This window comes from Bacillus yapensis, from assembly GCF_005280205.1.
In the GTDB taxonomy this organism is placed as follows: domain Bacteria; phylum Bacillota; class Bacilli; order Bacillales; family Cytobacillaceae; genus Robertmurraya; species Robertmurraya yapensis.
Window position 1 is genome coordinate 442,145 of sequence record NZ_SUND01000001.1, and the last position, 26,205, is coordinate 468,349.

The following is a 26,205-nucleotide window of genomic DNA, read 5'->3' on the forward strand; positions in this document are numbered from 1 at the left end:
TGATGTTAATTTGATACAGTGGACGGAGGGACAGGTTCAGCGTCCCATAGATAAGAACTGGAGTATTCGGTTAAAAACTGATTACTTTAGTTCTTATTATATTTTGCAGAAAAAGATAGTCACTTTTCTATTTCAGCCTCTTATACAAATATCCCCCCTTTTTTAGTACCAAAAGTGCGAAATTCACGATAAAAAATGAAAAACCACCCTCTTTTCGTTCATTAAGTGCATTTTTCGACGTTAGATCAGATTGAAAAATCCCAGTATGTTTTAGTTACCCGGGAATAAATTTGGTAAAGCGCGCTTTCCTGAAAGGGAATAATCGTGGAATATTTTAACGAGTTGGAAAAGAAGTATGAGGCAATGATATGGAAAATCATTCATTCGTTACATATATACAAGAATCAGCAGGAATTCTATCAAACAGGGCTGATTGCATTATGGGAAGCACATAATGGTTTTGACAAAAATAAAGGGAATTTTACTAGCTATGCATTTGCCTTTATTCGAGGAAAGATCATGACAGAATTAACTAGTCGAAAAAAACTTGAAGACCGTACCATTTTTCCAGAAGAAGAGTTTTGGTATCATATTGAAGATGATTCAGTAAATCCATTGCTAGAAGGAGAAACAATCCTTTCCTATTGTGGAAGATTAACAGAGCACCAAAAGAAATGGGTCTTGTACACGGCTTTAGCTGACCTTTCGATCAAGGAAATTGCGGAGATTGAACAAGTATCGGTATCTGCTGTGAAAGCCTGGAAAAGGGGTGCACGAAAAAAAATAATAGAAAACATTCAAACCCTTGAGTAATTGTGAACTTTGCAACTTGAAACCAAAGACCAATGGTTTTGAGTTGCATTTTTAGTTAGAGGAACAAGCTATTATTTTAGAGCAGCTTGCGTTTTTTCGGAACCTTTAGAGTCATACTTACAAGTTCTTCTATCATACCTTGAGGATTTTTATTATTTTTGACCTAATTTCCACTCTTTACGGCTTTTAATCTATTGCACAAAAATAATTGAAATATTTAACTTTAGACTTGAAAGTGTCAGCTCATATCCGACGTGTTAAATTTGATCAATCGTTTGATTGAGTGGTCTGTTTTTGCTTTCTTGCTATAATGAGTCCGATTTTCCTACATTTTTTCTCTAATTCGCTATGGTTCCTATCCCACAATAGTAACTTGAAAAATTAACTTTCAAGTTGAACGAGCCAGCCCATATCCGACATGGCAATTTAGATCAATCGTTTGATTGACGGGCACGTTTTTGCTTTCTTACTATAATGAGTCCGACTTTCCTACATTTTTTCTCTAATTCGTCATTGTTCCTATCCCACAAAAGTAACTCAGAAAATTAACTTTCAACTTGATCCCCACCACCCCATATTCGACGCGGCAATTTTGATCAATCGTTTGATTGACAGGTTTGTTTTTGCTTTCCTACTATAATTAGACTGATTTTACTGCATTTTTTCTCTAATTTGCCATTGTTCCTATCCCACAAAAGTAAATTAAAAAATCTACTTCCAAGTTGAACGAGCCAGCTTATATCTGACGTGGCACTTTTGGATTGAAGAACAATTTTTTGCTTTGCTACAATAACTAGATTCCGAAATGGTTCCGAGGAAGTTACGAATAAATGATACAGCACAATGCCGTATCTCTAGCTTGTATAAGCAAGACAACTTTCACCTGGCTTGGGAACAGGGACAAGATACCTGTCCCTTCGGCCCACATAATTTGATACAGGACCATTTGTCGATTTATAATAGAATTGTCGAGTTATCGACAATAAATAATAAGGAGTGATTACATGCTCCCTAGCTATAATACCGTTAAAAGTTACGGGGAAAATGAAATTATTATCGAAAAATCCCGTTTTATTGCTCATGTAACGAGAGCAACCACGGAGGAAGAAGCCCAAGAATTTATTCAAACGATAAAAAAGAAGCATTGGAATGCAACACATAATTGTTCCGCCTACCTCATCGGTGAGAATGACCAAATCCAAAAAGCCAACGATGATGGAGAACCAAGTGGAACAGCCGGTTTCCCAATTTTAGAGGTTTTGAAAAAAAAGCATCTAAAAGATACAGTAGTTGTCATTACCCGTTACTTTGGTGGCATTAAATTAGGCGCAGGTGGGCTGATCCGCGCCTATGGAAAAGCTACTTCCGAAGGTATCAACGCAACAGGCGTGGTCGAAAGAAGACTGATGAAGGTGATGCATACAAAAGTCGATTACACCTGGCTCGGTAAGCTTGAAAACGAACTAAGATCTTCTATATATAATGTAAAAGAAATTCACTATCTCGATACGGTCGAAATTGAAACATTTGTTGAAGAAAACCAAACGAACGCGTTCGCAGAGTGGATGGTGGAGCTGACAAATGGGCAGTGTGAGATTAGCGAGGGTGAAGTGCTTTATTTAGAGGAAGACATAATATAGTATCCTTAGAATCAAATTAAAAGTTTAGAAATAGTAGCTCCCAAAACCATAGGAAATCCACTCAGACTAGGAATCATTCCCTATTTTGAGTGGATTCTCTTTATCTATGAATATCCAAAAAATGAATCTATCTGTTTTTTTAAAAATGCAATACAATATAGAAGCACCACTTTTAAAATCAGTGTTCCAAATTACCGAAAGTATCCCCTATACCAATCACTTCAAAATCCTCATTCTTTTCCTTTAAGGAAAATAGCTTTAGATTCATTTCATTCTCTGACATACCTTTGAATGATTCACAACTAGCCACATCTTTGGTGAGTTTATCCAACACTTCAATGTGAACGGTATTTGCATAAATAATTCTCTTGCCTATATAGTCAACAAAAATTCCAAACATATAATAACCTCAATTTTTTCCTTTTCCTATAATTATCCGAAAGAAATATATTTTACACAAAAATGCGACAAATTGCACTTTTTCACATTTTTAATCATAATTAAAGTTTAAATATGTAATCGTTTAATATAAAGTGTCTAAAAGTCACATTTGATCCAGCTTACTTTAATAACCAATAAATTTGGACAAAACAATAATTACTCCTTCTAAGCAACAAACCAATATTTACTAGGGTTAAGTGAATATATATGTGTTTTAATATGTGTGTAGTAGTATATGTTTAAAGTTTTATTAGACGAAATTTTATTTTATAAGAAGTCAAAAGTGTGGTGAGAAAATGAAGAGAGAATGGTTAATAAATTTGCGCACATCAAAACAACTAACACAACAGCAGGTTGCCTCTAGTTCCTTTATAGACAGATCTTATTATTCTCATATTGAAAATGGGAAACGGAATCCTAGCCTTGCAATTGCTCAAAATATTGCAGCCGTGTTGAAGTTTGATCCATTGCTTTTCTTTAAAGATGACCAGATCAACAACGTTTCTGACACACTTGATTTAGATTACCTTTTAAAAAATATGGAAAGCGGGCATATCCTTTACCTATATAGTAATTTCAATCGCTATATAAATTCCTCTGTTGCTTTTTCTTTAATGGGAGTTTGGAAGAAGTGTTATTGCTTTATAATAGATACTCGGATGAACTTTTCTCAGATAAAGAATACTCTAAAAAAGTATTTATCTAAAAATGAATTAAATAAATACATTCATCATATCAATTTGGATGCACTATTAAATCAATCACCAGAAAACTTGAATACTACTCACTTGGAAGGGTTATTCAATCAGCTAGAAAGCGAAGATTTTATATATTTGTGTTGTCATGTCCGAAGAGATTATTCAAATAATTGTATATTCAATGTGCAAAATCAATTAAATTATATAGGGATCATGGAAAACAAGGAAAAATTAGTTTCATTACACGCATATGATGCTTCATTAGTATCTGCAAATACACATATCAAGTTGATGAGAAAGATCCCTTATCTTATGACTGATAATGAAATCGTTGAATCCCCACTGTATCCTTCTAGTACAAATACAAAAATATACCCCTCTCTTTATATGCAAGAGGATAATTAATCATAGGAGATAGAGTGTGATAATATGGAAAAAATGGTTCAATTAACTAAATTTATACAAGTAAACAGTTCAGCACATATACTTTATCTTTATGAAAATACGGATACCTATATTAATAATTTATTGGCTTATATTAAGACAGGGATTGATAGAAATCATCACCTGATCATTATCGAAAATTCAACCATCTATAATTTGGTAGAAGCTAGAATAAATGAATTGTTCTCTAGTGAAGACAAAAATTTTATTCACCATGTAGATAATTATTTATTTTATCGCTGTTATGGAGATTTTCACATCCATAGTATTGTTGAACATTTTGGTGAACTACTGGATCCTTTTCTCAATAAAAAAATAGACGTTCGTACTTGGGGTCATGTTGAGTGGAAAGACCAAGATGACATTTCGAAGAAAATTGAGGATTTTGAAAATGTAGCTGACTGTAGTGTAAATGAAATGGGACTTATGTCAGTTTGTGCATACGACTCATCGAAGGTCAACACTCACCTCCAGACAGCTATGATGAAAAGCCATCAATATCTTATGACTGATAAGGAATTTGTTCAATCTCCGTTATATCAAATTATCAAATAATGAAAATAGGACAGGTTCCTTGTCCCCTATAGGAGCATACTCTCTTCTAAGACTGAAGTATTCGGTTTAACACTGAATACTTCAGTTTTTTAATTCAATAATTATAGAGATGCTTCTTCTCATTTCATCCTAAAACGTATGTCCCCCCCTTTTTAATACCGAAAGTGCAAAATTATCGATGAAAAATAAAAAAACACCATCTTTTTCCTTCATTAAGTACATTTTCCTAAGTTAGACCAAATTGAAAAAATCTCGATATGTTTTAGCTATCCGGGAATAAATTTGGTAAGCAGGCTTTCCTGAAAGGGAAAAATCGTGGAACAATTTAATGAATTGGAAAAGAAGGTATAAGGCGATGATATGAAAAATCATTCATTCGTTACATATTTACAAGAATCAGCAGGAATTTTATCAAACAGGACTGATTACATTATGGGAAGCCAATAATGGTTTTGACGAAATTAAAGGGAACTTTACTAGCTATGCATTTGCCATTATTCGAGGGAAGATCATGACAGAATTAACTAGACGAAAAAAGCACGAAGACCGCTCTGTTTTTCCGGAAGAGGAATTTAGGTCTCTTATTAAAGATGAATCAGTAAATCCATTGTTAGAAGGAGAAACTATTCTTTCCTATTGTACGAATTTTTACAGAGCATCAAAAAAATGGGTATTGTATACATCTTTAGCCGACCTCTCCATCAAGGAAATTGCAGAAATAGAACAAGTATCTATATCTGAGGTGAAAGCTTGGAAAAGAGGTGCACGAAGCAAAATAATAGAAAAAATTAAAGCTCTTGAGTAGAGAGGGAATTGCGACTTTTGCAACATGAAACCAAAAATCATTGGTATCATGTTGTTTTTTAGTTTGAGGACGAACCATTTGTTTGACGTGTAGCTTACATCTATTCGGAACCTTTAAAGCCATATTTACAAGTTCGCCTATCATACCTGGAAAATTTTAATTATTTTTTACCCAATATCAATTCTTATTGCGCTTTTAATCTATATTACAAAAACTATCAAAAAAATTAACTTTGGACTTGAACGCAGCAGCCCATGAGTGCCGTGGCGAAATAGATAAAACGTTTGATTGACGGGTCATTTTTTGCTTGCTTACTATAATGGGACTTCATTGTCCCCATTTTTTCGTTTATTCCTATTCCACAAAAGTAACTCGAAAAATAAGCTTTTAACTCGTTCTCGTCAGCCCATATCAGACGTGGCGTTTTTTAAATCGTTTGATAGAGATCCCTTTTTTATTTTTTCAAAATATCTTTCCTCTGAATCCAGTTACAAATGCCTCCCGAAACGGTGATACATATCTATCTTACTAAAACGATTTTATGAACTCTTCCAATACTGATTTTTTATTAAAATGAGTATATAAACAAAAAGTTGAACTAGAATAATTCCCTTCTATATATGGACATGCATCAACTTACTCACAATCTCTTCTTGAGCAAAATCTCTTTTCCCACATCCCAAAATCTCTCTTAATTCTATTTTTCTAAAAAACCAATTGACATAATTTTCGAAAAATTAAGTTGACAAATCCACTTATAAATAACTAACATATAAACAAGTTGTTACTAGCAACTAAATTTCATAAAGGGAAATCAAAACATGGATAAAAAAATTGAAAAGATCAAAAGGTTTAACCGTTTTTACCTTAATGTCGTAGGCTTGTATGCGCAATATACAGAAGGTAGCCCGTATTCGATATCAGAAGCAATGATCTTATATGAGATCGATCAACGAAAGGAATGTACAGCCACAGATTTATCCGAGTTTTTCAACTTTGATAAAGGCTATGTAAGCAGAATGATTCACAGGCTCAGTAAACGAAAGCTGATTGAACGAGTATCAGACCCACATGATAAACGAAAAAAGTATTTACATATTACCGATGACGGGAAAAAAGTTCTAAAAGAACTTTCAGATAATGCTAGCAATGATGTAAGGAGGATGATTGAAAAAATCGATTTATCAAAAGTAGATTCCCTCATTCAATCAATGGAAGAAATCGAGAAAATTCTATCAGAAAATCAAGGAGGAAAAAATGATGAGTAACAACAAGTTCCTTTTAGCATTGTTTTTAATAGTCACTTTATTATTGGCTGCATGTACAGAAGGTACGAACGTTGAAGGGGACTCAAGCAGTTCACCCGATTCCGACTCAAATGCTGCTAATTCAGGTCCTCTTGTCATTGGTTTTGAAGCAGATGCTACTACCCTTTTAGCTAACCACGATGTGAACTACACCACAGATACACTGATTCGAAATATTTACGATCCACTTATTGATCGTGATCCTCAAACAGCGGAATTTATCCCTGTCCTGGCAGAAGAATGGAAAAATGTTGACGAAAAAACATGGTACTTAAAGCTTAAAGAAGGAATCAAGTTCCAGAATGGTGCAGATTTTAATGCCAATGCAGTCAAATTTAGCATTGACTACATTTTAGATGAAAACAACGGTTCATTTTATCGCTCTAGATGGGCGAATGTAGAGGAGGTTGTTGTTCTTTCAGATTATGAAGTTGAAATTCATACATCTGTTCCTTTTCCAAGTCTAATCCAACGTATCGCAGAAGACTTACTCATTATGGAACCTGGTTATGTTCAAGAGGTTGGGATTGAAAAAGCATCAAGTGAACCCGTCGGTACTGGTGCATACACGTTTGTAGACTGGTCAAGAGATAATTACTTGAAATTAAAAGCAAACGAAGACTATTGGCAGGGAAAACCGAAAATTGAAGAAGTTGAGTTCCGTATTATTCCTGAATTCAGTGCCAGAATGTCTGCTTTTATGAGTGGAGAAATCCATTTGTTTAAAAACATCCCTGTCGACTCTGTGGAGCAATTTGAAAGCGATGAAGTAAAACAAGTATCTTCTTCCCGTATCAATTATTTAGCACTATCGAATCTAGTTGATGGACCACTAAAGGATCTTAAAGTTAGACAAGCCATTAACTACGCAATCGATGCAGATGAATTATTGGAAACTGTTTTAAGTGGAAACGGCACAAGAATCACAGGACCTCTTTCTAAACTAAACGCCGATTATGCTGAAACAAAAGACTACAGGTATGATCCAGAACTTGCTGTAAAACTTCTTGAAGAAGCTGGCTTTAAACCTGAAGATTTATCCTTAACACTAGATACACCAAGTGGTCGATATCCAATGGACTCTCACATTGCACAAGCCATTGCTTCCCAATTACAAAGTATCGGAATCAATGTAGAAGTAAGAGTGAATGAATGGGGGCAACATTTAGAGAAGATTCAAAAGAGAGAAACAGGTGATATGTACATTCTGGGTTGGGGCCCTGCTTTTGACGCTCAGTCAACCATTGAAAACTTGTTCACTAAAGAAGCACCTTACAGTAGTTTTTATGAAGAAAATATCGAAAAGAAAATTAAGGAAACAAACCAATTATTCAATCAAGATGAGCGTTATGCCGGATACGCTGAGTTGCAACAAGAACTAGTGGAACAAGCTGCATGGGTTCCGTTATGGCAACAAGCCGACCTATACGCTGTTAAAACATCTTTAAGCTTCTCACCTCGTGTTGATGAGAAGATGAATGTATTCGAAATGGCATGGAACTAAATTAGTAGAGTACAAGAAAAACATCGAAAAAGAGAGGTTCACCTCCTCTCTTTTTTATTCCAAGGGATAAGGAGTTGCTCCCATGTTAGATTTTATCGTGAAAAGAGTAGTACAAGTAGTGATAGTTGTATTTCTTGCCCTTACCGTTGTCTTCTTTTTAATTCGTCTCTCGGGAGATCCTACCACCCTCTTCCTCCCTCCTGATGCACCAAAAGAACAAATTGAAGAGTATCGCGAACTATTAGGATTCAATCGTCCGCTATATGTGCAATACGCTGAATTCATGAAAGGTGCCGTTCATGGGGATTTCGGGGAATCATTAAGAAGCGGTGAAGATGCTCTCGGACTTGTTATGGCAAGAATGCCCGCAACTTTCCAGTTGGCTATCTCAGCACTGGCTCTATCGCTAATTATCGCAATACCACTAGGTGTGCTATCAGCCTACAAACGAAACACTCTTTTTGATAAAGCGAGTGTTGGTATTACCGTCATCGGCCAGGCTATCCCTAACTTTTGGTTCGGTCTTATCTTAATCTTTATTTTCGCTGCTCAGCTGAAATTGTTCCCATCCAGTGGTGGCGGCTCGGTGAAACACATGGTACTTCCAGTCATTACATTAGCCTTATACAGTGTTTCACGGTTTGTCCGCTTTACACGTTCAGCCATGCTCGATGTTTTAAGTAAAGATTATATCCGAACAACAAAGGCAGCCGGAACGCCAACATCAACACTCATTATGAAGTATGCCTTGAAAAATTCATTGATTCCGATTATTACGTTAATCGCACTCGATCTTGGCGTGCTACTAGGTGGAGCTGTAATTACGGAAGCTGTCTTCTCTTGGCCAGGTGTAGGTAGACTTTTACAACAGTCTTTAATGAATCGAGATTTCCCAATTGTTTTAGCAGGGGTATTTATCATTGCCATCATATATGCCGTTATCAACTTTATTACTGATATTTTATACGCATATGTGAACCCACAAATTAGAGTGAAGTAGGTGAGGATGTGGAAACAAGTACAATTACAACTACTACTAATCCAATTGATTCAAAAGTTCAAAAGAAATCAAAATTCAAGTTCTTTTTTCGAAAGTTGTCAAAAAGTTGGACAGGGATGCTTGGTTTTGGCATCATCATCATTTTGATTGTGCTCAGTTTGTTTGGGCAATGGATTGCTCCCTTCGATCCAATGGATGCTCCACTAAGAGACCGGCTCTTACCCCCTCTCACAGATGGGCACATCCTTGGAACGGACCAATTAGGCCGAGATATTCTTTCTAGACTGATTGCCGGAACAAAAGTATCCATGATTATCGGCTTGGCTACTGCTTTATTAGCCGGAGTCGTTGGTACCATTATTGGTGTGACGGCAGGATATTTTAGAGGCTGGGTTGATGTTGTCCTAATGAGAATTGTCGACGTTCAGCTTAGTTTTCCTTTTATCCTATTAGTGCTTGTCGTAAGTGCGGTGCTCGGTGCGGGCCTAACAAATATCATCATCTCGCTTGCTGTGGGAGGATGGGTTATTTTTGCAAGGGTAATACGCAGTGAAGTACTAGCAATTAGAGAAAAAGAATTTATTACGGCAGCCATTGCAACAGGTGTTCCAAAACTGGAGATATTGGTTCGACATATACTTCCAAATATATTTACTCCCATTATTATTTTGGTTTCCTTACAAATGGGGACTTACATTATTGCAGAGGCATCTGTAAGCTTCCTAGGCTTTGGCGTTCAACCACCGACTCCTGCTTGGGGCAACATGCTGAACGAAGGAAAGGATTATATCTTTGGTTCTTGGTGGCTAATCACCTTCCCAGGATTGGCCATTGTCCTGACAACGCTTGGAGTTAATCTGTTCGGCGACTGGTTAAGAGATACGCTCGACCCAGAGCTTAAAGGCGAATAATAGGAGTGAAAAAATATGACTGAAGTACTTCTAGAAATTAAAGACTTAGGGATCCAATTTAAAACAGGCGAAGGTGTTGTTCAACCTATACGAGGAGTCAATTTTTCCTTAAAAAAAGGAGAAACTCTTGGGGTTGTTGGCGAGTCTGGTAGCGGAAAAAGTGTTACTTCATTAGCAATTATGGGACTTTTACCAGAGAAGAAAAGCAAGATTGTTTCTGGGAGTATTCATTTTAATAATCAGGATGTTACTCACCTAAAGGATCGCCAGTTTAGAAAACTCCGTGGAAATGAAATCTCAATGATATTCCAGGAACCTATGACATCCCTTAATCCGGTTTTCACGATCGGTGAACAATTAAGCGAGCCACTTAAACAGCATAAAAAAATGGCTAAGAAAGATAGAAAAGAAGCGATCATCAATATTTTAAAGCAAGTAGGTATTCCAAGAGCAGAGCAGATTATTAACGAATATCCTCATCAATTATCGGGTGGGATGAGACAACGTGTGATGATTTCTTTAGCCCTTTTATGTGACCCGAAGCTGCTCATTTGTGATGAGCCAACTACTGCTTTAGACGTTACGATTCAAGCTCAAATCTTAGAACTAATGAAGCAGATTAAATCTGAAAAAGATATGAGTCTCCTTTTTATCACACATGATTTAGGGGTAGTGGCAGAAATGTGTGACCGCGTTGTTGTCATGTATGCAGGTGAGATTGTTGAGAGCGCAGAGATTAATGAGCTATTTGACAATCCCCTACATCCATATACGAAAGGACTAATTGACTCGCTTCCGACGAACAACACAAGAAAAAGTAGACTCTTTTCCATTAAAGGTCAAGTCCCCCGACCTGACGAGATTGGGAAGGGATGTGCGTTTGCCAATCGCTGTCCATATGCATTTGATAAATGCATAGCAAGTGCCCCACCAACTTTTTCAACAGGCGAGCATTTAAGCAAATGTTGGTTACAAGAGCCCGAACGGCAGGTGAAAATTCAATGACCTTACTCGAAGTTAAAAATCTGAAAAAATACTATGAAATATCTCAGGGTCTATTTAAGCCAAAGGTAGTCGTAAAGGCAGTTGATAACGTTAGTTTTTCTATTAAAAAGGGAGAAACCTTTGCACTAGTCGGCGAATCTGGCTGCGGAAAATCGACCACTGGTAAAACTTTATTAAGATTAACTGGTACAACTTCTGGTGAAATCCTCTATAAAGGCAAGGACCTTCTAGCCTTGTCGGCTGAAAAAATGCGTTCACTACGGGCAGAGATGCAAATGGTCTTTCAGGACCCTTACGCTTCACTTAATCCGAAGATGACCATCAAACAAATCTTAATGGAGCCACTTCGTGTCCATAATAAATTCCAACCGGAAGAACGCCTAGAGAAGATTCTCAAAATCTTAGAGATTGTTGGTCTATCAAAAGAACATCTAGATCGCCATCCAAATGAATTTTCCGGTGGACAAAGGCAACGGATTGGGATAGCAAGAGCCGTGATTCTAAATCCAGACTTCATCGTGGCAGACGAACCTGTTTCTGCTCTTGATGTCTCGGTTCAATCTCAAGTCATCAATTTAATGCTCGAGCTACAAAAAGAATTTGGGTTAACGTATCTTTTTATCTCCCATGATTTAAGTGTCGTTGAACATATGACGGACCGCGTTGCTGTTATGTATCTTGGCAAAATCGTAGAATTAGTTGACACAGAGGAACTGTTTGCGAATCCAAAGCACCCTTATACGCAAGCGCTTATCTCTGCGGTACCAGCGTCTCACCCGAAAGAAGTAAAGGAACGCATCGTATTAAAAGGAGATGTTCCGAACCCAGCTAATCCACCTTCTGGGTGTACATTCCATACGAGATGCCCTTTTGCCATGGATATTTGTAAATCTGTAGTACCAGCACTCACCGAGATCGAGTCAGGACATATCACTAGCTGTCATCTATATACCAATAACAAGGAGGAAAAATAAAATGCTGTTATCTATTCCTAAGTACGAATTCAAAGAAAGACAAGAAACGTTTAAGAACATTTACAAAGGAAAAGGCTGTGACGCTTCCGTTCTTTTCTCAGTAACAGATATCTTCTACTTAACAGGTTTTCACTTCCATCCAACCGAGAGACCGATTGGGATATTGATTGATTCACAAGATAAGATTCATTTATTTGTTCCTGCATTAGAGCATGAACACGCCGAAGAATATAGTGTCGTAGATTATGTTCATTCCTATCCAGAATACCCTGGTATCAAACACCCGATGGAATACTTTAAAGAAATCTTAGTAGAATACGGATTCGAAAATAAAAAAATCGGCGTTGATTCTTTAGGTTATGGTTCTCCAATGGGTTATCGCGGTCCAGCAATGGATCAACTCATCGATGCGAACTTTATTTCCTTAAGTGGTGTCGTGCAAGAATTGCGATATGTTAAAAGTCCCAATGAGATTGAATTAATCAAAGAATCTTGTCGCTGGGGAAATCTAGTTCACCGCCTACTACAAAAGTATACAAAAGCAGGTTTGAGTGAAATCGAGATTACTAGTAAAGCTTCGAATGAAGCAACGAAAACGATGATCGATACACTTGGACCTGATTACAAGCCACATGGTCAAACGCCATATGCTGTTTTCCGTGGCCAAATTGGTCCAGAATCGGCTTTCCCGCACGCAGTTACACAAAATATCGTATTGAAAAAAGGAGATACACTTGTAACAGGAGCTGCTTCTAGCGTTTTCGGATATACAAGTGAACTAGAACGCGTGATGTTCGTCGAAGAATATTCAAAAGAGCAAGAGAAATATTTTAACCATATGTATGAGGCTCAAGAAGTCGCATTTAATGCGATTAAACCTGGAAGAACCTACGCTGATGTTGAAAAAGATGTTCAAGCTTATTTTAAAGAGAATAACTTAACAGAATTAACAAGACATCATACTGGTCACAACATCGGACTATTAGGTCACGAAGCACCGTTCTTTGATTTAGGTGACCAAACTATTTTGGAACCTGGCATGGTCGTTACGGTTGAGCCAGGGATCTACGTAATGGGCTTGGGTGGATTCCGTCATTCCGATACGATTCTTGTAACAAAAAACGGGATTGAATTGTTGACATACTATCCGAGAGATTTGCAGTCTTTGATTTGTTATTAATCGTAGAGAATTCCTATAGAAATTAAGAATCACAATCAATTTAAGAATGACTCAATATATGTAAGTAAGATGTTGAGTCGTTCCTCTTTTTACATAACTTAGATGAGGTGATACAAATGAAATTTTTCATTTCCGCAGATATTGAGGGAATTGCTGGAGTTAGTACCATTCAACAACTCGTAAACAATACCGAATATCAACGTTTTCGTAAATTAATGACATCTGAAGTCAATGCTGCAATCCGAGGAGCCTTCAACGCAGGTGCAACAGAAGTAGTCGTAGCTGATGGACACGGAAATATGTCAAATATGCTAATTGAGGAATTAGACCCTCGTGCACGTCTTGTTTCAGGAAACAACCGAGTCATGTGCCAATTGGAAGGACTTGATGAAACGTTTGATGGCATTATATTCGTCGGTCATCACGGCAGAGAAGGAGCATCCGAAGCAGTTATCTCTCATACATTAGCTGGTGTTTGTGTAAGCGAAATGAAGATTAATGGAAAAGTTGTTGGTGAAACGGAAATGAATGCAATGGTAGCAGGTGCTTTTGGTGTTCCTGCCATATTCATTAGCGGTGATGATATATACGTATCTGAAGTGAAGGAAACTTTGCCAGATGTAGAAAGTGTTGTGACAAAATTTGCACGTGATCGCCTTGCTGCCGAGTTAATCCATCCTGAAAAAGTAAACGAACTCATAGAAACTGGTGTCGCGAAGGCCATCGATAATCTTTCAACTTTTACACCACTTGATACAAAAAACATGGAAACAACATTTGAAATTCGCTTTAAAGGCCCACAGCAAACAAAAATGACTTCTACTTTGCCGACAGTTGAGCTAACTTCCCCAACAAGTATTAAGTTTACTTGCGGTGACATCGTTACTGCTTATAAGCATATGTGGGGATGTGTCATTATCGCCATGGCCGCAACAAATGGAGTATTAGGCCACGCTAATAGTTAGTAAGAATTGGAGTGTTGAAAATGAGTATGGATGGTCCAATTTATCAGCGGCTCATGGACGGCTATGATGAAAATGATTATGACCAAAATGGGATATCTGGAGAGCGTCTAGCTTTTCGTCTAAATGAGATTGCCAAGATTGGGTTAACAAATGACAAAGGCTCAAACCGTCCAGGCTTCTCGGAAGAAGAGTTAGCTGTTAAAAGTCTAGTTTCTGAGTGGATGGAGGAAGCTGGTTTAGAGGTCAACCGAGACGGAGCTGGTAACATAATTGGAAGACTATCGGGGTCAGACCCCTCACTTCCCACCATCATGTCAGGCTCACATGTAGATAGTATTCCAAATGGTGGTCATTTTGATGGTCCCCTTGGCGTGTTATTAGCTTTAGAGGTGGTCGAAGCTTGGAAAGCCATCGGCTATCACCCAAGAAAAAGCTATGAAGTTATCATTTTTAGTGACGAAGAAGGCGCTAGATTCAATGGTGGTCTACTTGGAAGCCAAGGAATGACCGGTGACTATGATATAGAAGAACTCAAGAAACTAATTTCGATTGATGATCTTTCCTTTGAAGAAGTATTAAAAAGTGTCGGATTATCAGTTGAATCATACGAAAAGTCTCTCAGAGATTTTTCCAATGTAGAAATATTTGTGGAAGTCCATATTGAACAAGGGAAACGCCTAGAAAAACTAGATTTACCATGTGGCATCGTAAATGGGATTGCTGGACCCTACTGGTTAGAAGTTAATTTCACTGGAAAAGCTGGACATGCTGGCAACACGCCTATGGACGATCGAACGGATGCCCTCGTAGCTGCAAGTGAATTTATTACAAAAGTAAGCAAACTTCCACGTTCAATTAATGATACATCCGTTGCAACAATTGGTAAAATGGAGATTTCTCCGAATGGAGTCAATGTGATCCCAGGTGAAGTAAAACTATTTGTAGATATCCGCGACATTTTCAAAGAAAGTCGCAATCAACTTGTTGATACCGTTATTCTAGAAGCAGAAAATATAGCGAAGGAACATCAAGTGTCCCTATCCTACACTAAGAAAATGAATAATCCGCCTGTTCCAATTAAAGAAAACGTTCAACTTCTTTTAGAAGACGTTCTGCAGGAACATGGAATTACTCCTGTCCGGATTCCAAGCGGCGCTGGTCACGACGCCATGATTATCGGGAAGCAAACAGACATCGCTATGATATTTGTCAAAAGCATCGAAGGGATTAGCCATAATCCATCAGAATGGTCCACATTGAACGACTGCGTTCAAACTGCACATGTACTAAAAGGTTTCATCGAAAAACTCAATGAAAAATGAACTGATGGGGCATATGGAGTGAATTTGGTATATTCCAATTGCCCCTTTTTATTGAAAAAGACTCAAGAACTCGGAATCCTTCTTACTAACTCATAAGAAAAACCCCAGAAATATGATAAAATCCTGGTTTTAACTCCAATATCCCTATTCCACTAAAATGATCAGAAAAATTAACTTTCGACCTGGAAACGCCAACCCAGTTGCGACGTGCCATTTTTGATCAAACGTTTGATTGGCGGGTCCTTTTTTGCTTTCTTACTATAATGAGGGGCATATTGTGCTTTTTACTATTAGTTCTTATCTTACTAAAATGTTCTTAAAAATTAACTTTCGACTTGGAAGCACCAGCCCAATTGTGACGTGCCATTTTTGATCAAACGTTTGATTGGCATCCCTTTTATTGCTTTCTTACTATAGTGAGGGCCATATTGTGCTTTATTACGGTCAGCTCTTATCTCACTAAAATGTTCCTAAAAATTCACTTTCGTCTCAGAAGCACCAGCCCAGTTACGACGTGCCATTTTTGATCAAACGTTTGATTGATAGCTCCTCTTTTACTTTCTTACTATAACAAGGTTCCGAATAGGGTTCCGAATAGGGTTCCGAATAGGGTTCCGAATAGGGTTCCGAAAGCTTTCCTAATGGCCAATCCCTGTATGTTCTAGTTAAATATGGAAAAGGATATACCATCCCAAACAATTTTGCTACGGGCTTCCATCTTCTTCACTTCGGTCCAATTTAATATTAAAAATTCTCAACCCTAGAGTAACTTGAGAATCTCTCCTATTTTCAATACCTGTCTATTCTTCAAAAGTTATTCGATAAAACAACTTAAAGACTCGCGTTAAAATGTTAATCTAAGTATAATATGATAATATAAACTACAAATGGACGAAATATGGCAAAATCACTGAAAGCGATGGCACATATCTACATTGGCTAAGCTCACGAAGACTAAGCAAGCCAATTACAAAATTGAAAAGGGAATATTTATGTAGATTACACTATTGAGGATTTTATGGCTATTCACAGTATTATTTTCCCCAGTTTGGCCAAAGCATCCAGCAGAGCTGAAGGAATTAGCGAACTGCATATAATTCAACTAGCAGAAAAATATTGAATTTATAAAAAACTATAGGGACAAAGAGCTTCTGTCCCTATTATTTTTTCACTTGTGAAAATGGAGGAAGGACATGGTTTGGAAAATATTAAGAAGTTCACTACATAAGATTGGTCGTTTTTCCATTATTGAAGATAAAGTGCTTCTTCCCAATCAAAAGAAGATACTTTTTTCTTTCGTTAATTTTTCAAAAGGTGTCTGTATCTTAGCAATGAATGAAAATAACGAAGTCCTTTGCTTACGCCAATATCGACATGCGCTTAAAAGCTGGCAATGGGAATTACCTGCAGGTGCTATTGATCCAGAAGATAAATGCCCACTTGAATCTGCAAAAAGAGAACTCCAAGAGGAAACCGGATATATCGCTGACACATGGACTCCTTTAGGCAGCTTCTTCCCTTCACCTGGTTCCACAAGCGAGGAAATTTTTCTATTCCTAGCAACCGACCTTGTTAAGTCTGTTCAATCTCTTGAAGAGAGCGAGCAAATTGAAGTGTATCCTCTAAAGCTTGAAGAACTAAAAAATTTAGCTTCATCAGGCCAGTTTCAACATGGGGGAGGATTGGCAGCGTTACTACGATATATGGTTTTAGATGAAAAGAGTAGTTAAACAAGTGCTACTCTTTTATCTACACATAATGACAAATCTAAGCCGTCCCCCCCTCATTCTCTTAACCGATTTAATCTTCTAAACAGCCTTTTTACTTTCCGGCTAAACTGAAATCTCTGTATGAGGATTTCCCCGCAAAATTGCCAATTTTTCCTATCCTACGAAAACATCTCCTAAAATCAACTTTTAAATTGAACGTGCCAGCCCATTTGTGACATATCATTTTTGATCAATCATTTGATTGCAAACCCTTAATTCACTTTCTTAATATAACTATGCTTCTAAATGACTTATGAGAGGTTCCGAAAGAAAAGACACAGCAAAATGCCGTGTCTTTAGTTCATCATTTCTTCTACTAAGTGCATGAAGTCCTCTTCAATCTTTTTGAGCTTAGTTCTACTTTCATCCAGAGATGAACCTTTTACCCCAAAGTAAAATTTAATCTTTGGTTCAGTACCTGAGGGACGTAAGCAAACCCAAGAATCATCCTTAAGGAAGTATTTTAATACATTAGACTTTGGAAGGTCGATTTCTTTTTGTCCTTCTACTGTTGTACTAATCCCTTTTAAATAATCCTCTTGTTTAACTACCTTTAATCCTGCAACTTCCTGCAGAGGGGTTTCCCTAAAGGAAGTTAATGTTTGTTGGATTTTCTCTGCTCCTTCTTTCCCTTTTAATGTGAGGGAACGTAAGCCCTCAATGAAGTATCCATACTGTTCAAATACAGATAATAAAGCATCATATAAGGACATGCTTTTTTGTTTATAAAAAGCACAAATTTCCGTCGCTAATAGAGCTGCTTGAATGGCATCTTTGTCTCTTGCAAAATTAGCAATTAGAGAACCATAGCTCTCTTCATATCCGAATAAAAACTGATACTCACCACTTGCCTCATATTGTCTCATTTTTTCTGCAATAAATTTAAATCCTGTTAAAACATCAACCGTCTCCACCCCGAAAGATGACGCAATTTCCTTTCCCAACTCGGATGTCACGATTGTTTTTAGCATAACACCATTGCTAGGCAACGTTTTCTTTTTAGCCTTTTCCGAAAGTATATAATGTAAAAGTAATGCGCCCGTTTGATTTCCTGTTAAAATCACATATTCGCCTACACTATTTTTAACAGCAATTCCTAATCGGTCTGCATCTGGATCGGTTGCAATGAGTAAGTCTGCTCCAACTTCATTTCCTTTTTGAATAGCAAGTTCAAATGCAACATGCTCCTCAGGATTTGGACTTTTCACAGTCGAAAATTGAGGATCTGGTAATTCTTGTTCTTCAACTATATGTACTTGATCATAACCTAGAGCCTTTAGTCCGTTTTTCAATGGCTTATTTCCAGTACCATGTAATGGAGTAAAGACAACTTTTATGTCTGATTGCTGACCTATTGAATTTTCGGAGATCGTCACAAGCTTGTCAAAATACGCTTGATCGATTTCTTCCCCTATGATCTTAATTAGCCCAGCATCTTTCAATTCGTTTTCACTTTTTACTTCAATTTGTAGTTCATCAACAATTGCATTTACCTTATCAACAAGTGCATCCGCATCTTCATTAGCTAATTGCGCACCATCTGGTCCATATACCTTATAACCATTATATTCAGGGGGATTATGACTAGCCGTGATCACGATCCCTGAGTATGCTTTTAAGTAACGTACCGCAAAGGATAATTCTGGCGTCGGTCTCAATTCATCAAAAACATAGGTTTGAATGCCTCTTGAACCAAGTGTTCTAGCCGCTTCCATCGCAAATTCAGGAGCCTTATGTCTAGAATCATAAGCAATCACTACACCTTGTCTTTTAGCTTCTTCACCATTCTCCTCAATAAAAGCAGCTAAACCAGCAGAAGCTTTACGTACCGTATATAGGTTCATTCGATTTGTACCTACACCGATTTCACCACGCATTCCACCTGTACCAAATTCTAGATTCTTATAAAAAGCCTCTTCTAATTCTTTCTCATTTAGTAAAAGGAGTTGCTCCTTTAGTTCATTATCTAATGGTTGATATTGTAGCCATTTTGTAGATTGTTCCTTCCAATTCATGAATACCCCTCCTGATAAACATTTTATAATTATAACCTGTACTTCGCACTATTAAATTTAACTCGCTTAACGAGAACATTATTCATAATACATTATTTTTTAAAAAAGACAAATGCTCTTTTGGTGTCCAAGCGGAACACTACAAGCTTTAATTCAATGGCCAAGTAGTCTTTTCAGGAAGGAAAATTTACATATTTAGAGCATGAAAGACACATCAACTAAAAAAAACACGAAGGGCAGTCATTATTTTACCGCCACTTTTTTTAGTTCTAAATACTGCTGTAACTTATAATGTTTTCCTATATTAAACGGAATCCTAGCCTTGCAATTGCTCAAAATATTGCAGCAGTGTTGAGGTTTGACCCTTTGCATTTTTTAAGGATAACTCAATCAACAAAGTTTTTAAAACACTTGATTTAGATTACTTTTTAAGAAACATAGAAAGTGGGCATACCAATTACCAATATAATAATTTCAATTGCTATATAAATTACTCTGTTTCTTTTTCTTGAATATGAATTTGAAAGAAGAGTTCTTGCTCCATAATAGATACTCTGATGAATTTTTATCAGATAAAAACTAATCTAAAAAAGGACTTATCTAAGTATGAATGAAATAGATACATTCATCATATCAACATGGATGTACTATCTAATCATCCACCAGAAAATTTGAAGAATACGCCCTTAAAAGAGTTATTAATTCAACTAGAAGCTAACCATTCAATATTTTTGTGGTGTCACGTTCATGGGGACACTTTAAATAAATGGAAAAATCAATTAAGCTCTATTGAGTTCCTGACAAATAATAATGAATGATTAATTCCTGGTGGAACAAAACTTTTTTCAATGAGCCCATGACGTAATAATTTGGCTATCCATTCTGCATCTGAAACATCTGTTTTTCTTCCAGGTACGTTCATAATTCTTCGCGCGTTTGCTAAAGTAATATCATAGAAATCTTCTAAGATATTGTACACTGGTTTCCAGTAAACTCCAGTACTTTCCATGGCGATATGAGTAACTTCGTGATCTTCAAGCCACTTCAATAATCGAAAAATCTCCTTTGTCAAAGTAGGAAGAGTTTGAGTAGCTTGAAACAATTCATCTTCACTACTGCCACAAATGAGGCAAGCTACGATTGTCTCTGAATGTACATCTAAACCTGCACATCGCCCGATAAAAACATCCATAATACTTCACTCCCCAATATTAAGATCACAAACAGTGAATGAATTTGAAAATAAGCATTTTTCTGTCCGTAGTCATCCTCCGAATGGAAGGATCTAACAAAGGGTTGTTCATCAAATTCATTCAAACAGTTTTATACACAGGGTATTATCCACCATAAAAACCCACTTATTGAAAACTGTTTGTGTCATCAACATTATCGGTGTCAGGTGTCTATTTTCATGCCTGGGTTGAGAAGAAAAATCATGAGTGTTTTATATGTCCAAATTACTTATAATTACTTTTTCTAATGTTAATAATATGTAATGCTTAACACTAAAAAAATTGTAGGTGTTTCTTTTGAATATGTTTATTTCTTTTCTGATTAGCTTTGCTACTACAGTTATTCTTACACCGTTTATCATCAATCTGTCATATAAAATCGGAGCAATTGATTTACCAAATGAAAGAAAAGTTCATCAAGGTGGTATTCCGCGTATCGGAGGACTGGCAATCATAATCGGCTTTTTAGTTGGTGCCTTTTATTTAAATCTAGATGATTATAGTAATTTCAATCTCATCCTCATTAGTGTTGTTGTTATATTAATAACAGGTATCTTGGATGATATCTATAATATAAAACCTATTTATAAATTTGCGGGACAATTACTAGCAGCTCTTTTAGTTGTTGCAGTTGCAGAGTTAAAAATTGAATATGTTATTCTACCTAATAACTTCAAGGTTGATTTTGGATTTTACAGTTACTTCATCACATTATTTTGGATTCTTGCACTTATAAATTCCATTAATTTTATTGATGGTCTTGATGGTTTAGCTGCTGGAGTTTCAATTATTGCTCTTGGTTCAATTTTGTATTTATCTCTTATAAATAACCAAACACTTGTAATCGCATTGGCTACAGTTGTTATTGGGTGTACTCTAGGCTTTTTACTTTTTAACTTTCATCCCGCTAAAATTTTCATGGGCGATACCGGCTCCCAGTTTTTAGGATTTATTATTGCCATAATTTCAATTATTGGGTTCTATAAAAGCGTCACTATCTTCAGCCTATTTATTCCCATTATTATTTTGGGCGTTCCCTTATTCGATACCTTTTTTGCTATTATGCGCAGGCTTTTAAGCAAAAAAGGTATAAGTCAAGCGGACCGATCCCATATCCACCATAAGCTACTTGATATGGGTTTTAGCCATCGAGAATCGGTCTTAATCATCTATTTTACTTGTATCATTTTCAGTGCTATTGCAATTTCCTCATCACGGGTCACCTTGTGGCAATCGTTTATAATTTTTATCATATTTATAATCATTTTACAGCTTCTAGCAGAGTTTACAGGACTTTTAGGAAAAAAACAAATCTTCTTGTCATTCTTCAAGAAAATATTGTTCAGAAATAAGTAAAAAAGCACTTCAGATGAAGTGCTTTTACATTACATTTTATTTCGTATATTTTCAGGTTTTAACCCATTAAGAAAATTCAATAGTGGTCGATAATCGTCTCTAATTAAACCAATCTTCTCAACGATGATTTCTAGAGCTATTATAATTGTAGTTAGAATTATTAAGGCTCCCCATACAGTTGCCTGTGAAAATAAAAACGCTGCTAACCCACATAGTGCACTCATTAAATATATAATCAAAACAGTTTTCTTATGAGAATATCCAAGTTTAATTAAACAATGATGCAAATGAGATTTATCCGGAGCTGATAATGGTTGCTTGTTTACAATTCTTCGTATAATCGCGAAAAGCGTATCCGATATCGGTACAGCCAAAATTATAACTGGAATAACCAATGAAATAAAGGTTACATTTTTAAATCCTAAAAGTGAAAGTACTGCAATCATATAACCAAGGAACAATGCTCCGGTATCCCCCATAAATATTTTAGCAGGATGAAAGTTATACACGAGAAAACCTAATGCTGATACAGCTAGTACAAGAGCTATGACCATAACATATACTTGGTTACCCATTATTAAGGCCATACCTGCAATTGAAAATAAAGCAATAGATGATACCCCACCAGCAAGACCATCTAAGCCATCTATTAAGTTAATTGCATTGGTTATCCCTATTATCCAAATCATAGTAATAGGGATACTTAAAATACCAAAGTCCAGTTGCCCTCCAAAAGGCAAATTAACAAACTGAACTTGAAGGTCACCATAAATTACAACTATCAATGCAGATATGATCTGCCCAAGCAATTTTACTCTGGGAGAAATTTCTTTAATATCATCTATAAATCCGGTTAAAATTATTATGAAACTACCAATTAGTATAGGTATATGAACATCATCAGATGGTTGAAGTAAAAGTACACCTACAATAAAACCTATATAAATGGCTAATCCACCTAGCCGTGGCATTAACTTTTGATGAACTTTTCGATTGTTAGGTTTATCAGTAGCACCTAATTTATAAGCAAGCTTTTTTACAACCGGCGTAAGAACAATTGTTGTAAAAAAAGCAATTATCAAAGTCATATATAACATATTGCCCTCCATGTCGGTTCTCTAAACAATGATTTTAGATTTTAATTTTAATCCTAATTAGTTGGACTTGCATCTACAACATGACTCTTTTAAGATTATAGCACAAGTATAATGTATGTAAACAATTTTTATTTACTTATTTTAGTAGTCTAATAAGATCTAATACATTGTTTCGGGATATATCCACTATATTTGACGTTCTTATAAAATAAAAGTTTCATAAAAAGGTTATAAAAATCTTAAGTTATTTAGTAAATCGAGTAGACGGCACGTTTCCGTACCGACCTCTCACACCACCGTAGATACCTTCAGTATACGGTGAATCGAAAATTTATGAAATCACATTTGTTAAGGGTTTCAAACCTTACTTTTCCAATATTTGTTTCTTAATCGAGCTTTATCATAGAAATATTGGTATGCCTTAATAGCCTTTTCCGGTATTGACATTTTTCCATGCTTCTTCCTCTGAAACTCCGAGTTTTATAGGGTTTCTGCTCTTCGTTCTTGCCTTTTCGATTCTTTCCACCTACATGCCCTTAATCTTCGCCTATTATGGCTGTCGAGTAGTTCATGGCATATTTTTCTTTATGTCCGCTAAAATAGTCCCCCCAACCTTGAATGAGCTGTTTATTTTCATGATGTAAAATGTCCGGCAAAAAAAAAACACCCTGAAAAACACTATGTTTTTGGGGTGCTGAAGTTAGATTTCTTTAAACCAAGTTATTAATTTCACCTAAATACGCTGCTAATGCTTCTTTCCAAGCACGCAATGGTGTAAAACCTTTTTCTTCAACCTTCCTGGTACTTAGAACAGAATATTGGGGCCTTGCTGCAGGTCGTGGGAATTGTTCAGTTGTTAATTGATTTACTTTAACATCTAGCCCTGCCTGTTTGAATATCTCAACCGCAAATTCATACCAAGAGCAAATACCTGAATTGGATGCATGATAGGTACCATATTCCTCTGATTCAACTAGTTCAACAAGGAAGCCTGCAAGATCGACAGTATAAGTAGGTGATCCAACTTGGTCGTGTACAACCCCCACTTCACCACGTTCTTTCCCTAATCGCAGCATAGTCTTCACAAAATTATTTCCATTTATACCAAAGACCCATGAAGTACGTACAATAAAATGTCTAGTTAAGTGTTCCTCTAGAAAATTTTCACCTGCAAGTTTTGATTCTCCATAAGTTCCTAATGGATTTGTTGGATGATCAACTTCATACGGACTATCTCCATTTCCATCAAAGACATAATCCGTACTAACGAACACCATTTTCGCCCCGACTTTTTGCGCCGCTCGAGCAAGGTATTTTGTTCCTAAACCATTTACACGATATGCAGTGTCTTTATCTTCTTCCGCACCATCAACATTTGTGTATGCCGCACAATGTATAATTGCATGTGGTTTCACTTCACCAATATATGATTCAACATTCTCTTCATTAGCTATGTCTAATTGGTCTCTACCTGCTGCAACAACTTCATAGTGTTTTTCTTCTAATTTCCTTACTACATCGTAACCAAGCTGCCCGTTAACACCTGTAACCAAAACCTTCATCACTCTACCTCAAATCGGTCACCGTACTGTGATTTAAAATACTCCTGGTATTCACCGGAAATAATATTTTCCCACCACTCACGGTTATTCAGGTACCATTCGATAGTTTGTTCAATTCCCGTATCAAAGTTATATTTTGGCTTCCATCCAAGTTCCGTACGAAGTTTGGTAGCATCAATTGCATAACGACGGTCATGTCCAGGACGGTCTTTTACATACTTAATAAGAGATTCTGATTTTTCAAGTTGCTTTAATATCGTTTTAACAATTTCAACATTCGTGCGTTCATTGTTACCACCAACGTTATATACTTCACCGTTCTTGCCATTATGAAGAACTAGATCAATTGCTTGGCAATGATCTTCTACATGTAACCAGTCACGTACATTTAGCCCATCCCCATATATAGGAAGTTCTTTATCATGTAACGCATTAATGATCATTAATGGAATAAGTTTTTCTGGGAAGTGATACGGCCCATAGTTGTTTGAGCAACGAGTAATATTGACAGGTAAATCAAACGTCTCATGATAAGCACGGACAAGCATGTCAGCTCCAGCTTTACTTGCACTATAAGGACTATTTGGTGCTAAAGGCGTCTCTTCTGTGAAATAACCTGTTTCGCCTAATGTTCCGTACACCTCATCTGTTGAAACCTGCAAATATTTTTTCACATTAATTCTTTTAGCTGCATCTAAAAGAATTTGTGTACCTTGGATATTTGTTTTAATAAAAATATCTGGATTTGTAATACTTCTATCTACATGTGATTCCGCTGCAAAGTTTAATACATAATCAAATTTTTCAGTTTCAAATAGATTGTTTATGAAATCGCGGTCCGCAATATCACCTTTAACAAATTTATAATTAGGATTTCCCTCAATATCCTTTAAGTTTTCTAAGTTCCCAGCATAGGTTAACTCATCTAGATTAACCACCTGGTATTCAGGATATTTATTAACCATATAACGGACAAAGTTACTACCGATAAACCCTGCACCACCGGTTACTAATAGTTTCATTTTAAAATCCTCCTATTTTTCAAACACAAAGTTTAATTTTGCTTCTTTTAATGTAGGATGTTTTGTATCCTTTTCAGAAAGGATTGGATTGTTTGTTGGCCAATCAATTCCTAAATCTGGGTCATTCCATAAGATTCCCCCATCGTGCTCTGGAGAATAGTACTCATCCACTTTATAAGCAACAGTTGTATCAGGTACAATCGTACAAAATCCGTGCGCAAAACCTTTAGGAACAACTAATTGGCGTTTATTATGTTCACTCAATATTACCCCTATCCACTCTCCGTAAGTAGGGGAGCCTTCACGAATATCTACAGCCACATCATAAATTGCGCCAGTAATACACCGAACAATCTTTGTTTGGGCTTTTGGATTTAGTTGAAAATGAAGGCCGCGCAAAGTCCCGACTGGAGCTGACAAGGATTGATTGTCTTGAATAAAGTCATAAGTTAAGCCTAATTCCTCAAATACCTGTTTGTTGTAGCTTTCCATAAAATATCCTCGATTATCACCAAATACCCTTGGCTCTAATATTGATACACCTGGTAGTTTTGTCCCGACAATATTCATATAATTACCCCCAATCAC

The 26,205-nt window shown here is 36.5% G+C and carries 22 protein-coding genes and 1 pseudogene; 16 read left to right on the plus strand and 7 right to left on the minus strand.

The genetic code is table 11. The features are described 5' to 3' along the window. The first annotated feature begins 342 nt into the window (after positions 1-342). Both FAR12_RS02165 and FAR12_RS02170 read left to right on the plus strand, forming a co-directional pair. Positions 343-813, plus strand: a complete 471-nt coding sequence (locus FAR12_RS02165) for a sigma-70 family RNA polymerase sigma factor (protein ID WP_281275625.1) — start codon at positions 343-345, stop codon at positions 811-813. Positions 814-1,817: 1,004 nt separating this feature from the next. Then, complete coding sequence (locus FAR12_RS02170; protein WP_126405680.1) at positions 1,818-2,453, plus strand: YigZ family protein; 636 nt, start codon at positions 1,818-1,820, stop codon at positions 2,451-2,453. 178 nt (positions 2,454-2,631) lie between these two features. Here FAR12_RS02170 and FAR12_RS02175 read toward each other — a convergent pair whose 3' ends face one another. Continuing rightward, positions 2,632-2,853, minus strand: a complete 222-nt coding sequence (locus FAR12_RS02175) for a hypothetical protein (protein ID WP_126405682.1) — start codon at positions 2,851-2,853, stop codon at positions 2,632-2,634. 337 nt (positions 2,854-3,190) lie between these two features. Here FAR12_RS02175 and FAR12_RS02180 point away from each other — a divergent pair, with 337 nt between their 5' ends. The 13 genes from FAR12_RS02180 to FAR12_RS02240 all read left to right on the plus strand — a co-directional run bounded on the left by FAR12_RS02180 (position 3,191) and on the right by FAR12_RS02240 (position 17,294). Continuing rightward, on the plus strand, positions 3,191-3,997 hold the full coding sequence (locus FAR12_RS02180; protein WP_126405684.1) for a helix-turn-helix domain-containing protein: 807 nt from the start codon (positions 3,191-3,193) through the stop codon (positions 3,995-3,997). A gap of 24 nt (positions 3,998-4,021) precedes the next feature. Next, positions 4,022-4,591, plus strand: coding sequence for an MEDS domain-containing protein (locus FAR12_RS02185; protein WP_126405686.1), 570 nt, complete (start codon positions 4,022-4,024; stop codon positions 4,589-4,591). A gap of 385 nt (positions 4,592-4,976) precedes the next feature. Next, positions 4,977-5,396: a sigma factor gene (locus tag FAR12_RS23745; RefSeq protein WP_281275629.1), complete on the plus strand. Its 420-nt coding sequence runs from the start codon at positions 4,977-4,979 to the stop codon at positions 5,394-5,396. An 821-nt stretch (positions 5,397-6,217) separates the two neighbouring features. Next, complete coding sequence (locus FAR12_RS02195) at positions 6,218-6,664, plus strand: MarR family winged helix-turn-helix transcriptional regulator (protein WP_126405688.1); 447 nt, start codon at positions 6,218-6,220, stop codon at positions 6,662-6,664. After that, positions 6,657-8,207, plus strand: coding sequence for an ABC transporter substrate-binding protein (locus tag FAR12_RS02200; RefSeq protein WP_170972056.1), 1,551 nt, complete (start codon positions 6,657-6,659; stop codon positions 8,205-8,207). The genes FAR12_RS02195 and FAR12_RS02200 overlap by 8 nt, the downstream gene beginning before the upstream one ends. 82 nt (positions 8,208-8,289) lie before the next feature. Next, complete coding sequence (locus FAR12_RS02205; RefSeq protein ID WP_126405692.1) at positions 8,290-9,207, plus strand: ABC transporter permease; 918 nt, start codon at positions 8,290-8,292, stop codon at positions 9,205-9,207. Positions 9,208-9,215: 8 nt separating this feature from the next. Continuing rightward, positions 9,216-10,118 (plus strand): ABC transporter permease, encoded by a 903-nt coding sequence (locus FAR12_RS02210; protein WP_246010274.1) that lies wholly within the window; start codon positions 9,216-9,218, stop codon positions 10,116-10,118. A gap of 15 nt (positions 10,119-10,133) precedes the next feature. Next, entirely contained in the window at positions 10,134-11,123 is a 990-nt protein-coding gene (locus tag FAR12_RS02215; protein WP_126405694.1) for an ABC transporter ATP-binding protein, read from the plus strand. Continuing rightward, a complete protein-coding gene (locus FAR12_RS02220) occupies positions 11,120-12,097 on the plus strand; it encodes an ABC transporter ATP-binding protein (RefSeq protein ID WP_126405696.1) in 978 nt (325 codons plus the stop codon). The genes FAR12_RS02215 and FAR12_RS02220 overlap by 4 nt, the downstream gene beginning before the upstream one ends. Before the next feature lies 1 nt (position 12,098). Continuing rightward, positions 12,099-13,277 (plus strand): M24 family metallopeptidase, encoded by a 1,179-nt coding sequence (locus FAR12_RS02225; RefSeq protein ID WP_126405698.1) that lies wholly within the window; start codon positions 12,099-12,101, stop codon positions 13,275-13,277. Between the two features lie 116 nt (positions 13,278-13,393). Next, entirely contained in the window at positions 13,394-14,242 is an 849-nt protein-coding gene (locus tag FAR12_RS02230) for a M55 family metallopeptidase (RefSeq protein ID WP_126405700.1), read from the plus strand. Between the two features lie 20 nt (positions 14,243-14,262). Then, the gene (locus tag FAR12_RS02235) at positions 14,263-15,564 is read left to right on the plus strand and encodes a M20 family metallo-hydrolase (RefSeq protein ID WP_126405702.1); all 1,302 of its coding nucleotides are present in this window, start codon (positions 14,263-14,265) and stop codon (positions 15,562-15,564) included. A 1,193-nt stretch (positions 15,565-16,757) separates the two neighbouring features. After that, positions 16,758-17,294 (plus strand): NUDIX hydrolase, encoded by a 537-nt coding sequence (locus tag FAR12_RS02240; RefSeq protein ID WP_126405704.1) that lies wholly within the window; start codon positions 16,758-16,760, stop codon positions 17,292-17,294. 335 nt (positions 17,295-17,629) lie between these two features. Here the strand turns inward: FAR12_RS02240 and FAR12_RS02245 are convergent, their stop codons facing one another. Together FAR12_RS02245 and FAR12_RS02250 are read right to left on the minus strand one after the other, a co-directional pair. Then, entirely contained in the window at positions 17,630-19,348 is a 1,719-nt protein-coding gene (locus tag FAR12_RS02245) for a phospho-sugar mutase (protein WP_126405706.1), read from the minus strand. Between the two features lie 826 nt (positions 19,349-20,174). Beyond that, a pseudogene (locus tag FAR12_RS02250) lies at positions 20,175-20,540 on the minus strand (IS110 family transposase); the annotation flags it as partial. Positions 20,541-20,883: 343 nt separating this feature from the next. Here FAR12_RS02250 and FAR12_RS02255 point away from each other — a divergent pair. After that, positions 20,884-21,936: a glycosyltransferase family 4 protein gene (locus FAR12_RS02255; RefSeq protein WP_246010281.1), complete on the plus strand. Its 1,053-nt coding sequence runs from the start codon at positions 20,884-20,886 to the stop codon at positions 21,934-21,936. 29 nt (positions 21,937-21,965) lie between these two features. On the opposite strand, the gene FAR12_RS02260 is transcribed toward FAR12_RS02255, so the two are convergent. From FAR12_RS02260 to rfbC, 4 genes are all read right to left on the minus strand, one after another. Then, positions 21,966-23,033, minus strand: coding sequence for a glycosyltransferase family 4 protein (locus tag FAR12_RS02260; RefSeq protein ID WP_126405710.1), 1,068 nt, complete (start codon positions 23,031-23,033; stop codon positions 21,966-21,968). Positions 23,034-23,743: 710 nt separating this feature from the next. After that, on the minus strand, positions 23,744-24,595 hold the full coding sequence (rfbD, locus tag FAR12_RS02265; protein WP_126405712.1) for a dTDP-4-dehydrorhamnose reductase: 852 nt from the start codon (positions 24,593-24,595) through the stop codon (positions 23,744-23,746). Next, a complete protein-coding gene (rfbB, locus tag FAR12_RS02270; protein WP_126405714.1) occupies positions 24,595-25,617 on the minus strand; it encodes a dTDP-glucose 4,6-dehydratase in 1,023 nt (340 codons plus the stop codon). The genes rfbD and rfbB overlap by 1 nt, the downstream gene beginning before the upstream one ends. Positions 25,618-25,629: 12 nt before the next feature. Then, a complete protein-coding gene (gene rfbC, locus FAR12_RS02275) occupies positions 25,630-26,187 on the minus strand; it encodes a dTDP-4-dehydrorhamnose 3,5-epimerase (RefSeq protein ID WP_126405716.1) in 558 nt (185 codons plus the stop codon). Positions 26,188-26,205: the final 18 nt, after the last annotated feature.

Coding starts and splice junctions, on each gene's coding strand:
- FAR12_RS02235 (WP_126405702.1), top strand. CDS start 14,263: ATGAGTATGGATGGTCCAATTTATCAGCGGCTCATGGACGGCTATGAT.
- FAR12_RS02205 (WP_126405692.1), top strand. CDS start 8,290: ATGTTAGATTTTATCGTGAAAAGAGTAGTACAAGTAGTGATAGTTGTA.
- FAR12_RS02170 (WP_126405680.1), top strand. CDS start 1,818: ATGCTCCCTAGCTATAATACCGTTAAAAGTTACGGGGAAAATGAAATT.
- FAR12_RS02215 (WP_126405694.1), top strand. CDS start 10,134: ATGACTGAAGTACTTCTAGAAATTAAAGACTTAGGGATCCAATTTAAA.
- FAR12_RS02200 (WP_170972056.1), top strand. CDS start 6,657: ATGAGTAACAACAAGTTCCTTTTAGCATTGTTTTTAATAGTCACTTTA.
- FAR12_RS02225 (WP_126405698.1), top strand. CDS start 12,099: ATGCTGTTATCTATTCCTAAGTACGAATTCAAAGAAAGACAAGAAACG.
- FAR12_RS02220 (WP_126405696.1), top strand. CDS start 11,120: ATGACCTTACTCGAAGTTAAAAATCTGAAAAAATACTATGAAATATCT.
- FAR12_RS02230 (WP_126405700.1), top strand. CDS start 13,394: ATGAAATTTTTCATTTCCGCAGATATTGAGGGAATTGCTGGAGTTAGT.
- FAR12_RS02240 (WP_126405704.1), top strand. CDS start 16,758: ATGGTTTGGAAAATATTAAGAAGTTCACTACATAAGATTGGTCGTTTT.
- rfbC (WP_126405716.1), bottom strand. CDS start 26,187: ATGAATATTGTCGGGACAAAACTACCAGGTGTATCAATATTAGAGCCA.
- rfbD (WP_126405712.1), bottom strand. CDS start 24,595: ATGAAGGTTTTGGTTACAGGTGTTAACGGGCAGCTTGGTTACGATGTA.
- FAR12_RS02245 (WP_126405706.1), bottom strand. CDS start 19,348: ATGAATTGGAAGGAACAATCTACAAAATGGCTACAATATCAACCATTA.
- FAR12_RS02180 (WP_126405684.1), top strand. CDS start 3,191: ATGAAGAGAGAATGGTTAATAAATTTGCGCACATCAAAACAACTAACA.
- FAR12_RS02185 (WP_126405686.1), top strand. CDS start 4,022: ATGGAAAAAATGGTTCAATTAACTAAATTTATACAAGTAAACAGTTCA.
- FAR12_RS02255 (WP_246010281.1), top strand. CDS start 20,884: ATGTTTATTTCTTTTCTGATTAGCTTTGCTACTACAGTTATTCTTACA.
- rfbB (WP_126405714.1), bottom strand. CDS start 25,617: ATGAAACTATTAGTAACCGGTGGTGCAGGGTTTATCGGTAGTAACTTT.
- FAR12_RS02175 (WP_126405682.1), bottom strand. CDS start 2,853: ATGTTTGGAATTTTTGTTGACTATATAGGCAAGAGAATTATTTATGCA.
- FAR12_RS02260 (WP_126405710.1), bottom strand. CDS start 23,033: ATGTTATATATGACTTTGATAATTGCTTTTTTTACAACAATTGTTCTT.
- FAR12_RS02195 (WP_126405688.1), top strand. CDS start 6,218: ATGGATAAAAAAATTGAAAAGATCAAAAGGTTTAACCGTTTTTACCTT.